Genomic DNA, 13373 nt, shown 5'->3' with positions numbered 1-13373 from the left:
CGTGAAATGACAGACTGCGGATTGAAAACAACAATATGCAGCAGAAAGTGTGGAGGGTGTAATATGGCAGAAGCAAAAACTATGCATTTGGGGGTAACATCGGATCAGGTTGGAAAATATGTGTTCCTGCCCGGCAGTGTGGAGCGGGCAACCCTGATCGCAAACCATTTTGACAATCCGGTGAAGATTGCCCATCATCGGGAATATCTGACGTATACCGGGACTCTGGAAGGAGTTCCGGTTACGGTAACCAGTACCGGCATCGGCGGACCATCTGCCGGAATCGCGATCGAGGAGCTTTATTCCTGCGGAGCCCATACGATGATGCGGATCGGTTCTGCGGCTTCCACATCCCCGAAGGTGAAACTCGGAGATGTCGTGATCCCAAACGGTGCAGTGCGCATGGAAGGAACGGGCAATCATTATCTGCCGTTTGAATTTCCGGCAGTGCCGGATTATGAAATGTTAAAAGCACTGGAAGAAGCGGCAAAGAAGCTTGGCTATCCGTACAACATCGGCGTGACCATCACAAAAGATTCCTATTATACCGAAGCAGAGCCGGAAACGAAGCCGGTTTACCATGAACTGAAAGAAAAGTGGGATTCTTACTTAAAAGGCGGCGCCACGAATACCAGCATGGAATGCTCCATCCTGTTTTTGATCGGGGCATCATTAGGCATCCGTACTTCCAGCGTCATGATCAGCGCTACCAATTTTGGAGAGTACTCCAATGACGCCGATGATTATCCAAGCGGCTGGGAAGAGCGCGCCATTGAGGTAGGGATTGAGGCGATGAAGATCATGATCCGGAAAGACAGACAGGCCGCTGCTTCTGTATAGCTTCCGTATAGAAAGTTTCCCTGAGGGAGCGTTCTATCGGTGAACCGAAGGGTCTATGCCGATCCGGACCATGGACGTGAAAGTATCATCATTAAAGTAAACATCAAATTCGTCTTCGGGGCGGTTCAGGATGCGCTGGATACTCAGCATCCCGAGCCCCCCGTCTTTTTTACTGGAAAGGATTTTTCCGTTTTTCTCCTGAATTTTTCCGTTATATGCGTTTTCTACCAGCATCAGCAGATGATCTCCTTCCATGCGTGCCTGGATGCGGATGAAAGGATTTTCTGTCATTTTTTTCGAAGCCTCCATGGCGTTTTCCAGCAGATTCCCGATGACGATACACAGAGTCAGGTCATCAATCGGAATATGGGCGGACAGATCCAGCCGCGCGGTGAACGCAATTCCGGCTTTGTCTGCCCGGCCTGCGTATTCCTGGATTAGGCCGTTTACTGCCTGGTTTTCGCAGAAAATCTGCTGCTCGGCATTTTCCAGTTCTTTTTGGAGATTTTTCAAGTATTTTACCTGCTGTTCCTTGTCCATGTAGAGCAGGGCATGGATATGATGCCGGAAGTCATGCCGGATGATCCGCACCTGTTCGATGTATTCAAGGGTCTGGTTATAATGTTCGCGCTGTTTGTTGATCATCTGGCGGGCAAAGGTAAGTTCTTCCTCTGTCTGTTTGCGCTTTACGATCTGTGCGGTACTGTTTAACGTGAGCACATAGAGTAAGAGCAGGCTGACGCAGAGAATCAGGAAGAACAGAAGCAGGCTCTGGCTTTGACCGGATGGAATGCCATGCGGGAAGAGCGCACGCTCACCGGTGAACTGGATCAGCAAAAACAAAGCCGGGTAAGCAGCTAAGAGCAGGGAAAATCTTGGAGAAAGACTTCGGAATATTTCCCTGGCCCGTTTTTTCATCCAGAAGAATACAAAGGTACCGCAGAGCGTGGCATTGACCAGCGAAATGATGGTACAAAGCTGTTCCATAGACAAAGGAATCAGGCTTTTGAAATACCAGGCAGAAAAACGGTTTAAAAAGGAAGACAGATCTGCGAGCATCCAGCAGACAGATAGAAAAACAGTTTTTCCACTGCAGCGCCCTGAAAAAAGACCAGTAAAACCAGGAAAAACAGACACGAAAAAAATCCCTGGAAGAGCCAGAACGTCCGATCCGGGATGTGAAACAGAGACTGGGTGAAAATCATGATAGCCCACAGGTAGACAGAGCAGGCTGCAATGGTCTCCCGGTTTTTGTCTTTCGGTTCCAGGCAGAGAAAAATCGGCATCATGCGTACGGAAAGATTGATCAGATCCTGGAAAACATGGCAGGCTGTGTCATTCATAAGTAAAAATCTCCTTTGTTTCTGTGAGATGCAAGTGTATTGCTGTGCACATCGTGCGAACCGGGAATGCGGCTTGCACTAGCGCAGGCGGTAATGATAGTAAGCATTTTTGGCTTCTTTATAGAAAGCACGGGAAATTGGGATGGAAGTGCCGTCTTCCATCTGAAAGCAGGAGTCTTCCAAAGTGCGGACATGCGTCAGACTGACAATGTAGCTTTGATGGCATCGCAGAAATACCGGCTGCCCCGAAAGCTCCTCTAAAATTGTGGAGAGCTTCTGGCTTACGGCGATAACGCTGCCATCGGTCAGGGTGGCGTAGACCTTGTGGAGCCTGTTCTCAAAGCAGGAGATCCGGTCCAGGGAAAGCTGCACAGGAACCCGGTTCACGATAACCGAAAGGTATGCTGCAGGCGGTGTCAGTTTTTGTGCGGATACCCGGTCCATGGTTTCTTGAAAGTCCTCCCAGTGTACCGGTTTTAACAGGAAACCAGATGCGCAGACACGGTAGCTGTCCACCGCAGATTCCAGGGAGGATGTAATGAAAATGATAACTGGATCGGAATAAAGCTTCAGGAGGTCGGCGGCGCCTGAATCCCGCTTTTTCCCGGCATCAGGACATCTAAAAAATAAAGATCGTAAGCAATGCCGGAATCCAGAACAGCCTGCATGGAATCGTAAACGGAAAAGCGGACCGGACAGTTTTTTTCTTCAAAATAACGCCGGGCCAATGCGCATACCAGTTCCCGTTCTTCCGGTGTATCATCACATATGGCAATGTTCAGCATGGTATTATCCTCCAGGTTACAGATTTGGTTGTGTTTTTTCATATTTGGCAGTTTTGCACACACAAAACCTGTGCTAAACTTAAAACATAAACAATTTATACAACTTTTTCGCGAAGTTGTCAAACACGATAGGAGGGTATGTGTATGGGTACAAACATTATAGTTACAGCAATCGTTGTCGTGTATCTGCTGTTCATGCTGTGGATTGGCTGGTATTCTTCCACGAAGATTACCAATAACACGGATTTTATGGTAGCGGGCAGACGTTTGGGACCGGTATTAATGGCCGGTACACTGGCAGCAACTGAGATTGGCGGAGGAAGTTCCCTGGGCGTTGTTCAGAATGGTATGTCAGGTTATGGTTTAAGTGCAGCCTGGTATATCATCACCATGGGTATTGCATTTGTCATCTTAAGTTTTGTAGCACCGAAGTTCCGTGCGGCTACAGTTAAGACTGTTCCGGAATATTTCCGCAGACGTTACGGCAAAGAGTGTGGTCTGATCACTGCGATCATCATGCTGCTTCCGCTGATTGGTGTAACGGCTGGTCAGTTCATTGCATCGGCAGTTGTTCTTTCCACCATGTTAAACATTGATTATCAGGTGGCTGTTATTATTGTGGCAGTGGTTGTTACCGTTTACTCGATCATGGGCGGTCTGTGGAGCGTTACCCTGACCGACTTCGTACAGGTATTCTTAATTGTCATTGGTATGATCATCGCGGTTCCGTTTGCCATGAACTATGCAGGCGGCTGGGGCAATGTTGCAGCAAATGTTCCGGAAGGACCATGAATCTGTTCCAGGGTTACAGCCCGTTTGGTGTGATTTCTCTTGTTATTATGTATGTGGCTACTTTCTCTGTAGGACAGGAAGCAGTATCCCGTTTCTATGCAGCAAAGGATGAGAAAGCAGCAAAGGGCGGTGCATGGCTGGCAGCTCTGGTAAACTTTATTTATGCGTTTATCCCGACGGTTCTGGGTATCATCACCCTGGCTCTGATCAACATGGGCAAGTTCAGCTCCGACCAGTTCGCATCCGTAGGCGCACGTTATGCACTTCCGGTTCTGGCTATGAATACCATGCCGGCTCTGATCTGCGGACTGTTGTTTGCAGGCATCATTTCTGCAACCATGTCCAGTTCTGACTCTGACCTTCTGGGTGCAGGATCCATTTTCGCAAATGATATCTACAAAGCTGTATTAAAACCGGATGCATCCAGTGAGTCCGTTATGAAAGTCACCAAGATTGTTATGTGCCTGGTAGGTGTTTGCTCCATGTTCATTGCGCTGTTTAACACCCAGAGCATCGTAACCATCCTGATGTTCTGCTTTACCTTAAGAGCAGCAGGCTCCTTCTTCCCGTATGTCATGGGACATTACTGGAAGAAAGCGTCCACTGCAGGAACCATTGCTTCCCTGATCGCAGGAACCATCGTAGTGGTTTACTTAGAGCATGTTTCTAAAGGGGTACTGTTCGGAATCAAATTCAGCCAGTCCATTATCCCGGGTCTGGTTGCAGCATTCATTGCATTTATCGTATTCTCCAAGCTGATGCCGCCGAAGGTAGAGACTACCGAGCTGGCACCGGTGGAAGATGATTAGCAGTATAACAATATAAGTATATGACAAGGGCCGTGTGAGCTGCCGAAAGGCAACTCACACGGCCCTATTTCTTAGTGTTCTAATCCTTATAAGCAATCTTTCCACCGCAGATGGTGTATTTCACCTTGCCGTAAAGCTCTTCTCCGATGAACGGAGAGTTTGCAGCCTTGGATTTAAACTCTTTTACCGTCCATTTTTCTTCCGGGTCAAAGACGACCAGATCTGCATCTGCACCGGCGCTTAAATGCCCTTTGTTCTTTTCAAGATGATAAAGGATAGCCGGGTTTAAGCTCATTTTTTCCATGAGCTGCGGCAGAGTCAGGACATTTTCCCGGACCAGGTTGGTGACACCCAGTGCCAGAGCGGTTTCCAGGCCGATAATGCCGCTCGGTGCTTCGGTCAGCGGTTTTGCTTTTTCTTCTGCGCTGTGTGGTGCATGGTCGGTGGCGATGATGTCGATCACGCCTTCTTTTAATCCGCGCAGGATTTCTTCTTTATCTTCCAGAGTGCGCAGCGGCGGGTTCATCTTTGCCAAAGTGCCGTGCTTTAAGACAGCGGCTTCATCGAGACTGAAATGGTGCGGAGTCACCTCTGCCATGACATGGGCACCAAGCTGTTTGGCCAGTTCGACCATGCGGACAGAATGCCCGGAGCTGATATGCTGGATGTCGATGAGGGCACCGGTGTGCAGGGCCAGCATGCAGTCGCGTGCAACCAGAACATCTTCTGCAACAGCCGGAGAGCCGCCAATGCCGAAATGCTCGGAAACGGCGCCGCGGTTGATGCCGTTGTTCGTGATGAGGGCCGGATCTTCTTCATGAAAGCTTAACGGCACGTTTAAGCGGACAGATTCTTCCATTGCTTTTTTTACCAAAGCAGTATCTTTTAACGGGATGCCGTCATCGGTAAATCCGGCTGCACCATGAGCTTTTAACGCTTCCATGTCTGTGAGCACTTCACCTTTCATGCCGATGGTGATATTGGCAGCGCTTAAGACATTGATCGGAGTTTTTTTGCCTTCGGCGAGGACATATTCCAGAGTTTCCACGTTATCAATCGGCGGTTTCGTGTTGGCCATGCAGACTACCGTGGTGAAACCGCCAGCCGCAGCAGCGGCTGCGCCGGTATGAATATCTTCCTTATAAGTAAGTCCCGGATCGCGAAAATGCACATGTACATCAATAAGGCCCGGGGCAACAACAAGACCAGATGCGTCAATCCTATCTGCATCCGAATATTTTTCCGTTAAGTGTTCTCCGAGTTCCAGAATTTTTCCGTTGTCGGTCACCAGATCCATGACCTGGTCAAGATTGGATTTCGGGTCGATGACCCGTCCGTTGTGAAGTAACAGCATGGTAAATCCTCCTATTATTTTTTTCTGTATTGCATAACAAGAAAAATGTTTCTATACGTTTTGTTTGTTTCCAATCCGAAATGCAGCCTGCGGGATCTCGAAGACAAATACAATCCCAAGTACAATGGCAACGGCCATTTTTAAAGCATCAAAACCTGTCTGGGCCGCCAGATAAAGCTGGTCCGTAACGGCGTAATAAGCTGCCCGGTAGATTCCAGCACCCGGGACTAGCGGGATGATGCCGGAGATCAGAAAGATTGTGACCGGACAGCGTTTCCGCACCGCAAACCAGCGCGACATGAGAATCACAATGACCGTGGCAGCAAAGGTGGCAATGGTCACGGAACTGTAAGGAACAAGCACAAGATAAGCAAGCCAGCTGACTCCTCCGATCAAGGCACAGCTGGGGTAATAGCGCGGTGGAACGCCAAACAGCAGGGAAAAACCGACTGTGGCGATCGCAGCTGAAATGGTCTGTATCAGTAGATGAAGCATGAGAACCTCCATAAAGTATCTAAGTCGGGAAAACGATCCAGAAAGTCATGAGAAAATCTGGAGCGTTTCGAAATGATCAGGGCAGTTCAGAAGCAGTCCGGAAATCTTCGAAGTGATCAGGGCAGCAGTGGTGCACCTGCCAGAATCCCGTACAATGCAATGACAAAACCAACTCCGATCGCGATGCAGAAAAAGCCCAGCATGGCATCCATCATCCGGACGGACCCGGCAATGTAGTCACTGTCGGCCATATCGCGGATGGCGTTGGTAAAGGCAACTCCCGGTACCATAAGGATAATGCCGCCAATGATCATGGCATCAAAATTCTGCCCCGGACCGAACCGGTAGCAGAGAATGCACAAAAAGGTGATCCAGCACTGCCGAGGATGCTGCGCACGATCCGCCCAAAGTGCGGATTTCCCAAATACAAAGCATAAGCCTGGTAAAGGCTCCCGATGACAATGGAACAAAAAAAATCCCATGGAGTTCCGCCAAACATGACGCTGAAGCAGGCACCGGAGACTCCGGCAACTGCAATCTGCAGGGCCGCAGGAAAACCGGGCTGTTCCTCTATGCGCTTCAGTTCCCGGCGGACCGTTTCCAGATCAAGTCCATCATCTTCAATGCGGCGGGAAAGCTGGTTGACTTCTGCTACCCGGCGCAGATTGGTATTGTTTACCGGAATCTGCAGGACTTTGGCAAACTGTGGTTCGTCCTCATCACCGCAGCTTAGGAAAATACCATTGCTCAGGACAAAGGTATTAACAGAGTGCAGGCCATAAGCGCGGCAGATATGCATGATCGTATCTTCCACCCGGAAAATTTCAGCTCCGTTTTCCAGCTGGATCTGTCCCGCTTTCATGGCGAGCAGCAGGATTTCCTGTGCGGGATCGGCTCCTGCCCCGGAACTGGTATTCCAAGTCATCATGAAAGAACTCCTGTTTCATCATGGGACGGAGCCTCCGGATACCAGAAGCTTTCTCCTTCTTTGGAAAGGTTCACAATGCGGTCTCGGTAATCGGCACTGCATTCCATACCCTTCAATCTGTCAATCACACTGAAGTCTTCCCAGAAATGCATCGGAAGTACCATATCCGCTCCGACTGTGCGCATAAAATCATCGAGCCCCAGGTAAAACAGATTTTCCTGCCGGCCATCCAGCGGAACCATGGCGACATCCGGGTGGAACCCGGCTGCTTGATCTTTTCCAGTTCCCGCTGGTAATTGGTACTCATGTTGTTGTTCCAGGCAAGTGGTTCGCCATTCCAGCGCCAGTTGTTTAAGTCACCGGCGTGGTAAATGGTGAAGTGTTTCTGGTTTGTCAAAGCGATTTTTTGTTTCAGTCCAGAATCCGTGCTCGAATCGGCGCCGGAAGAAAAAATCCCGGTTTCCACAACAAAAGCAACCCCTTCATCGGTAGACTTAAATGCAGTAACGCGGATACCGCCGCCTTCTTTAAACTCCCGGACCTTTCCGGGATCCACAAACCAGGTCAGACCATGCAGATGCTCCGGAACCTTGTTCTGCCAGATGTCATCGGAAAGGATGAAGTGGATTTTGGGATGAGAAACTGCCAGATTGAAAATCTTTGGATTAAAATGATCTTCGTGGCGGTGGCTGACAAATACGAACAGGTCTTTCTCTGGAGCTAAGGGTGGCAGGGTACCTTTCCAGAAATCGAAAAGCAGCAGTGCCTGATCGCTTTCCAGAAGATAACCGCTGTGTTTTATGTATGTAATCTTCATCGCAGATTCCTCACTTTCTGAGTAACTTTTCAAGGGAAATGTAACTTGTGAATCTGCATTCATCATAACATAAGCAGAAGAAAAGTGGAAGCGCATTCACGCTTCCACCTCTCCGGTTTTCATATAGAAACTAATAAGATATAGTCCACAAAGACCGACGAGGGCATAGATGATCCGGGAAATCCAGGTCATGCTGCCAAACAAAAATGCAACCAGATTAAAATTGAAGAATCCGATCAGTCCCCAGTTAACGGCGCCGATGATGGTAAGTGTCAGCGCGGTGCAGTCCATAGCTTTGTTGTTCATGAGATTTCCTCCTTACAAGAGTAAGTTTGCGCAGGAAAAGAAAAATTATACCTAAAAAGTGTTGACAAACTGATGGACCTGTGCTAAATTAATATCAGTAACAATTACTAATATTAATGAAGAGACAAAAGTTAGAATATCACACATCAAATGAAGAAAAGGAGAACTGAGTTATGAAGAAATGGGTTTGTACTGTATGCGGATATGTTTACGAGGGAGAGGCTGCACCGGAGTTCTGCCCGGTTTGTAAGGCACCGGCTTCCAAATTCAAAGAGCAGGAAGGTGAGATGACCTGGGCTGCTGAGCATGTTGTAGGTGTTGCACAGGGTGTCAGCGAGGACATCTTAGCGGATCTTCGCGCAAACTTCGAGGGCGAGTGCTCTGAGGTTGGTATGTATCTGGCTATGGCAAGAGTTGCACACAGAGAAGGCTATCCGGAGATTGGTCTTTACTGGGAGAAGGCAGCATTCGAGGAAGCAGAGCATGCAGCAAAGTTTGCGGAGCTGTTAGGTGAGGTAGTTACCGACTCTACCAAGAAGAATCTGGAGATGAGAGTTGCTGCAGAGCACGGTGCAACCGAGGGCAAGTTTGACCTGGCTAAGCGCGCGAAAGCTGCAAATCTTGATGCAATCCATGACACCGTTCATGAGATGGCAAAAGACGAGGCAAGACACGGAAGAGCATTTGAGGGCCTGTTAAAGAGATATTTTGGCTAATTCATATAGCATGATGTGAAAAAGGTGGTTTCGTATTTCATTCTATGGAATACGAAACCACCTTTTTTGATAAGCGCATATCATTTTTCTACCGTTCTTTCACAAAGTTCAAAAACTTTTCCACACTTCCATTGATATATTTTCCTTTTTTCCACACAATACCGATTTCCTGCTGGATAACCGGGTCAATCGGAATTCCTTTTACCCCATTCATATGCTTCACCAGAGAAGAATAGAGGACAGCGCCACAGTTTCCACTATGTAAAAAGCGTTCGATCGTATAGAGCTGGCTGGCATGTAAAATGACGTTCGGGGTGATCCTGCATTTTCAAAGCGCGAATTCAGGGTAGTGTTCTGCACGGAATCTGTATTATACATGATGATGGGCTCGTCCCGCAGCATTTCTATTGTCACTTCTTTTTCTTTCGCCAGACGGTGTTCTTTGGAGACGCAGAATACCAGATGTTCGGTTTGGATGCGGAAGGTATTCATTTTATCGATATCATAAAAGTGCATATTGACCAGGGCCAGATCCAGCGTTTCCTCCTGCACCAGGGATGCAGCGCGGATGGAACCGTATTCAAACAGCTCTACCGGGATATCCGGGTACTGTTTCTGGAAATCCAGAAGCATTTCCGGGAAAAAGATCGTGCTTAAAAGCGGGGGAATGCCGATGCGGATCGGTGGAATCTGTTTTCCCAGATCGTAAAACTGCTGGGTAGTCTGTTTGATGGACGCAAGAAGTTCGCTTGCTTTTTGATAAAACAATTCGCCCTCGGTAGTCAGGGTCAGGTGATTTTTGGAGCGGACAAAAAGACTGACGGAAAATTCCTTCTCCAGCTCCTTGATGGCGTTGGAAATCGCAGGCTGTGTGACATAGAGCTTCTGTGCTGCCTGGGTAATACTGTGGTACTGGCTCACTGCGCAGAAGTATTCTAATTGGACAATTTTCATAAAGCGCCAGATTCTCCTTTTCACGAAATTTCCCGGGTAATTAGGAAAAATACACCAAAACCCGGTCTTAGATGACAAAAATTATACCATGAAATTAGGGGATTGTGCCGAAAAACCGAAAAAAGCCTTAACCTTTTTTTATGGGGGTATCATTTTTAGTAAATGTACAATCCGAAATACAATCGATATAATGATGCCATAAACAACAGGTAATAACGCGGCCGCCTCATTACGTTACTGTTTACGTGTTGCGCAAACAGCAACCTTATTACTCTTAGGTTTCACAAGGAGTGTAAGTTTCAAAAGAATATGTTTTGAGAGTATGGGAGGTAAGAATGAATCCAACAACAATCACATTACTGTTTCTTCTCTTTGCGGTAGTCATGTTCGTATTTGAGAAGATACCGCTTGGAGTGACATCCATGATCGTCTGTTGCGGACTGGTCGTGACTGGGGTTTTAGATGTAAAGTCGGCATTTGCCGGATTCATCGACAGCAACGTCATTTTGTTCGTTGCTATGTTTATTGTCGGAGGTGCGTTTTTCGAGACCGGCATGGCGAACAAGATCGGCGGGATCGTAACAAAGTTTGCAAAGACAGAGAAGATGCTGATCATTGCCATTATGGTGATCGTAGGACTGATGAGCGGTGTCCTTTCTAACACCGGAACTGCAGCAGTGCTGATCCCGGTTGTGATCGGAATCGCCGCAAAATCCGGATATTCCCGTTCCAGACTGCTGATGCCGCTGGTATTTGCGGCAGCCATGGGAGGCAACTTATCCCTGATCGGTGCGCCGGGAAACCTGATCGCACAGAGCGCCCTGGAGGAGATGAACCTGGGATTTGGCTTTTTTGAATATGCCATTGTCGGAATGCCGATCCTAATCTGCGGAATCCTCTTTTATGCGACGGTTGGTTACCGCTTGCTTCCGAATAAACAGGTAAGCGGCGATGCCGGAGTGTTTGATGACACAAAGAATTTCGATGATGTACCGAAGTGGAAGCAGACTCTGTCCCTGGTGATTCTGGTGCTGACCCTGCTTGCCATGATCTTTGAGAAGCAGATCGGCATCAAGCTTTGCATCTCAGGATGTGTGGGAGCGCTGGCACTGATCCTGACCGGAGTCATTTCCGAGAAAGATGCACTGAAATCGATTGACTTAAAAACGATCTTCCTGTTTGGCGGCACTTTATCTTTGGCGTCGGCCTTATCCCAGACAGGAGCGGGTGCCATGATCGCGGAAACCGTTATGGGAGCGCTGGGAGAAAATCCTTCCCCGTATGTGCTGACCTTTGTGGTATTTATCCTCTGCTGTGTGATGACAAACTTCATGTCCAACACAGCAACCACAGCCCTTATGGTTCCGATCTGTCTCTCTATTGCCCAGGGAATGGGCGCGGACCCGAGAGCAGTTCTGATGGCCTGTGTCATCGGCGGTTCCTGCGCTTACGCAACCCCGATCGGCATGCCGGCAAACACCATGGTAGTGGGAGCCGGAGGATATACCTTTATGGATTATGTCAAATCCGGATTACCGCTGATTGTTATTGCAACGATCGTCAGCATGATCATTTTGCCGATTGCATTTCCGTTTTTCCCGTAAACGGAATTGGAATAAATAAAATTATAAACACAACATATTCACATGAATTTATGTTTCACAAGAAAGGAGATCAAAACGATGAGCAGCAAAGAAAAACAGGTTGAGCAGCTTACCACATATATGGCGAATTTTGTATCCCATATCGGTAAGGTACTGCCGGACGACATCATTGCCAAGTTAGACGAACTGGCAGAGAAGGAGGACAGCCCGCTGTCCAAAGTAATTTATGAGACCATGAAGAAGAACCAGGTACTGGCAAAGACCTTAAACCGTCCGAGCTGCCAGGACACCGGTGTGCTGCAGTTCTGGGTAAAATGCGGAACAAAATTCCCGCTGATCGGTGAGCTGGAGGCGCTGTTAAAAGAGGCAGTGGTAAAGGCAACCTTCGAGGCACCGCTTCGTCACAACAGTGTAGAGACTTTTGATGAGTACAACACCGGAAAGAACGTAGGTAAGGGTACCCCGACCGTGTTCTGGGATATCGTTCCGGACAGCGACAAGTGCGAGATCTACACATACATGGCAGGCGGCGGCTGTACGCTTCCGGGTAAAGCTATGGTCCTGATGCCAGGTGCCGGTTATGAGGGCGTGACCCGTTTCGTTATGGATGTCATGACTTCCTATGGTTTAAATGCATGCCCGCCGCTTCTGGTTGGTGTCGGCGTTGCAACCTCTGTTGAGACTGCAGCACTGCTTTCCAAGAAAGCGCTGATGCGTCCGCTGGGAAGCCACAACGAGAACGAGCGTGCCGCTTCCATGGAGAAGCTTCTGGAAGATGGCATCAATGCGATTGGTCTTGGACCGCAGGGTATGGGCGGCAAGTACTCCGTTATGGGTGTACATATCGAGAACACCGCAAGACATCCATCTACCATTGGTGTGGCTGTCAATGTAGGATGCTGGTCCCACCGCCGCGGACACATCATCTTTGATAAGGATCTGAACTATACCATTACTACACATTCGGGGGTGACTTTATAATGTTAGAACTGAAAGATGGAAAGAAAATTTTGACGACTCCGATCTCTGAGGAGGATTTAAAGGATATTCATATTGGTGATATCGTATACTTAAATGGAAGCATGACAACTTGCCGTGACGTGGCACACCGCCGTCTGGTAGAGGGGGGCCGGGAGCTGCCGGTGGATGTACGCGACGCAGCAATCTTCCACGCAGCCCGATCATTCGTCCGCTGGAGAATGATAAGTTCGAGATGGTTTCTGTAGGCCCGACCACTTCCATGCGTATGGAAAAATTCGAGAAAGAATTTGTTGAGAAAACCGGTGTCAAGGTTATCATCGGTAAGGGCGGTATGGGTCCGAACACCGAGTATGCCTGCAAGAACTACAAAGCAATCCACTGTGTATTCCCGGCTGGAAATGCTGTTGTGGCAGCAACTGAGGTAGAAGAGATCGTCTGCGCAGAGTGGAGAGACTTAGGTATGCCGGAGACTCTGTGGAACTGCCGAGTGAAAGAGTTTGGCCCGCTGATCGTATCCATCGATACCGAGGGACGCAATCTCTTTGAAGAAAACAAAGTTGTTTTCAACGAGAGAAAAGAAAAAGCGATCGAAGAGATCTGCAAGCATGTAAGCTTCATTAAATAAGCTTTACCCGATCAAGAATTCATT

The 13373-nt window shown here is 48.3% G+C and carries 17 protein-coding genes and 2 pseudogenes; 7 read left to right on the top strand and 12 right to left on the bottom strand.

All coding sequences use genetic code 11. From position 1 onward, the window contains the following. The first annotated feature begins 63 nt into the window (after window positions 1–63). Window positions 64–840, top strand: a complete 777-nt coding sequence (locus DXA97_RS08645; RefSeq protein WP_118719529.1) for a nucleoside phosphorylase — start codon at window positions 64–66, stop codon at window positions 838–840. Between the two features lie 33 nt (window positions 841–873). Here DXA97_RS08645 and DXA97_RS08640 read toward each other — a convergent pair whose 3' ends face one another. The 4 genes from DXA97_RS08640 to DXA97_RS22075 all read right to left on the bottom strand — a co-directional run bounded on the left by DXA97_RS08640 (window position 874) and on the right by DXA97_RS22075 (window position 2968). Beyond that, the gene (locus DXA97_RS08640; RefSeq protein WP_347561528.1) at window positions 874–1827 is read right to left on the bottom strand and encodes a GHKL domain-containing protein; all 954 of its coding nucleotides are present in this window, start codon (window positions 1825–1827) and stop codon (window positions 874–876) included. 44 nt (window positions 1828–1871) lie between these two features. After that, on the bottom strand, window positions 1872–2183 hold the full coding sequence (locus DXA97_RS22085; protein WP_347561527.1) for a hypothetical protein: 312 nt from the start codon (window positions 2181–2183) through the stop codon (window positions 1872–1874). A 78-nt stretch (window positions 2184–2261) separates the two neighbouring features. Then, window positions 2262–2699 (bottom strand): LytTR family DNA-binding domain-containing protein, encoded by a 438-nt coding sequence (locus DXA97_RS22080; RefSeq protein ID WP_347561526.1) that lies wholly within the window; start codon window positions 2697–2699, stop codon window positions 2262–2264. A gap of 53 nt (window positions 2700–2752) precedes the next feature. Further along, window positions 2753–2968, bottom strand: a complete 216-nt coding sequence (locus DXA97_RS22075; RefSeq protein WP_347561525.1) for a hypothetical protein — start codon at window positions 2966–2968, stop codon at window positions 2753–2755. 144 nt (window positions 2969–3112) lie between these two features. Between DXA97_RS22075 and DXA97_RS22070 the strand changes: the two genes are divergently transcribed. Together DXA97_RS22070 and DXA97_RS22065 are read left to right on the top strand one after the other, a co-directional pair. After that, window positions 3113–3760, top strand: coding sequence for a hypothetical protein (locus DXA97_RS22070; protein ID WP_347561524.1), 648 nt, complete (start codon window positions 3113–3115; stop codon window positions 3758–3760). After that, window positions 3757–4569, top strand: coding sequence for a hypothetical protein (locus tag DXA97_RS22065; RefSeq protein ID WP_347561522.1), 813 nt, complete (start codon window positions 3757–3759; stop codon window positions 4567–4569). Before DXA97_RS22070 ends, DXA97_RS22065 begins: the two co-directional genes overlap by 4 nt. A 79-nt stretch (window positions 4570–4648) precedes the next feature. Here DXA97_RS22065 and DXA97_RS08625 read toward each other — a convergent pair whose 3' ends face one another. The 7 genes from DXA97_RS08625 to DXA97_RS08605 form a co-directional block, all read right to left on the bottom strand. Beyond that, entirely contained in the window at window positions 4649–5923 is a 1275-nt protein-coding gene (locus DXA97_RS08625) for a dihydroorotase (protein WP_182436839.1), read from the bottom strand. 51 nt (window positions 5924–5974) lie between these two features. Continuing rightward, window positions 5975–6418, bottom strand: coding sequence for a threonine/serine exporter family protein (locus DXA97_RS08620; protein WP_243107597.1), 444 nt, complete (start codon window positions 6416–6418; stop codon window positions 5975–5977). Between the two features lie 116 nt (window positions 6419–6534). After that, entirely contained in the window at window positions 6535–6732 is a 198-nt protein-coding gene (locus DXA97_RS20830) for a threonine/serine exporter family protein (protein WP_243107596.1), read from the bottom strand. Then, window positions 6729–7346, bottom strand: a complete 618-nt coding sequence (locus DXA97_RS08615; protein ID WP_243107595.1) for a threonine/serine exporter family protein — start codon at window positions 7344–7346, stop codon at window positions 6729–6731. The genes DXA97_RS20830 and DXA97_RS08615 overlap by 4 nt, the downstream gene beginning before the upstream one ends. After that, window positions 7343–7474, bottom strand: a complete 132-nt coding sequence (locus DXA97_RS22060) for a hypothetical protein (RefSeq protein WP_347561521.1) — start codon at window positions 7472–7474, stop codon at window positions 7343–7345. The genes DXA97_RS08615 and DXA97_RS22060 overlap by 4 nt, the downstream gene beginning before the upstream one ends. Then, window positions 7471–8163: an MBL fold metallo-hydrolase gene (locus DXA97_RS08610; RefSeq protein ID WP_347561520.1), complete on the bottom strand. Its 693-nt coding sequence runs from the start codon at window positions 8161–8163 to the stop codon at window positions 7471–7473. The genes DXA97_RS22060 and DXA97_RS08610 overlap by 4 nt, the downstream gene beginning before the upstream one ends. Window positions 8164–8259: 96 nt before the next feature. Next, on the bottom strand, window positions 8260–8469 hold the full coding sequence (locus tag DXA97_RS08605) for a DUF378 domain-containing protein (RefSeq protein WP_118540369.1): 210 nt from the start codon (window positions 8467–8469) through the stop codon (window positions 8260–8262). A 173-nt stretch (window positions 8470–8642) separates the two neighbouring features. Between DXA97_RS08605 and DXA97_RS08600 the strand changes: the two genes are divergently transcribed. Next, complete coding sequence (locus tag DXA97_RS08600; protein ID WP_118540368.1) at window positions 8643–9185, top strand: NADH peroxidase; 543 nt, start codon at window positions 8643–8645, stop codon at window positions 9183–9185. 88 nt (window positions 9186–9273) lie between these two features. On the opposite strand, the pseudogene DXA97_RS08595 reads toward DXA97_RS08600, so the two are convergent. Beyond that, window positions 9274–10139 (bottom strand): annotated as a pseudogene (locus tag DXA97_RS08595) (LysR family transcriptional regulator). Window positions 10140–10474: 335 nt separating this feature from the next. Here DXA97_RS08595 and DXA97_RS08590 point away from each other — a divergent pair. The 3 genes and pseudogenes from DXA97_RS08590 (at window position 10475) to ttdB (ending at window position 13349) form a co-directional block, all read left to right on the top strand. Continuing rightward, complete coding sequence (locus tag DXA97_RS08590; protein WP_118719525.1) at window positions 10475–11743, top strand: SLC13 family permease; 1269 nt, start codon at window positions 10475–10477, stop codon at window positions 11741–11743. A gap of 78 nt (window positions 11744–11821) precedes the next feature. Continuing rightward, window positions 11822–12724 carry a L(+)-tartrate dehydratase subunit alpha gene (gene ttdA / locus DXA97_RS08585; RefSeq protein WP_118719523.1) on the top strand — a complete coding sequence of 301 codons (903 nt, stop codon included), beginning with the start codon at window positions 11822–11824 and terminating at the stop codon, window positions 12722–12724. Further along, window positions 12724–13349: pseudogene (gene ttdB, locus DXA97_RS08580) on the top strand (L(+)-tartrate dehydratase subunit beta). Before ttdA ends, ttdB begins: the two are co-directional and overlap by 1 nt. The last annotated feature ends 24 nt before the right edge of the window (window positions 13350–13373 follow it).

It is taken from the genome of Clostridium sp. OF09-36 (assembly GCF_003481985.1).
In the GTDB taxonomy this organism is placed as follows: domain Bacteria; phylum Bacillota; class Clostridia; order Lachnospirales; family Lachnospiraceae; genus Brotaphodocola.
The sequence above is the reverse complement of the archived record's forward strand: the minus strand, read 5'-3'. Positions and strand labels throughout refer to the sequence as shown.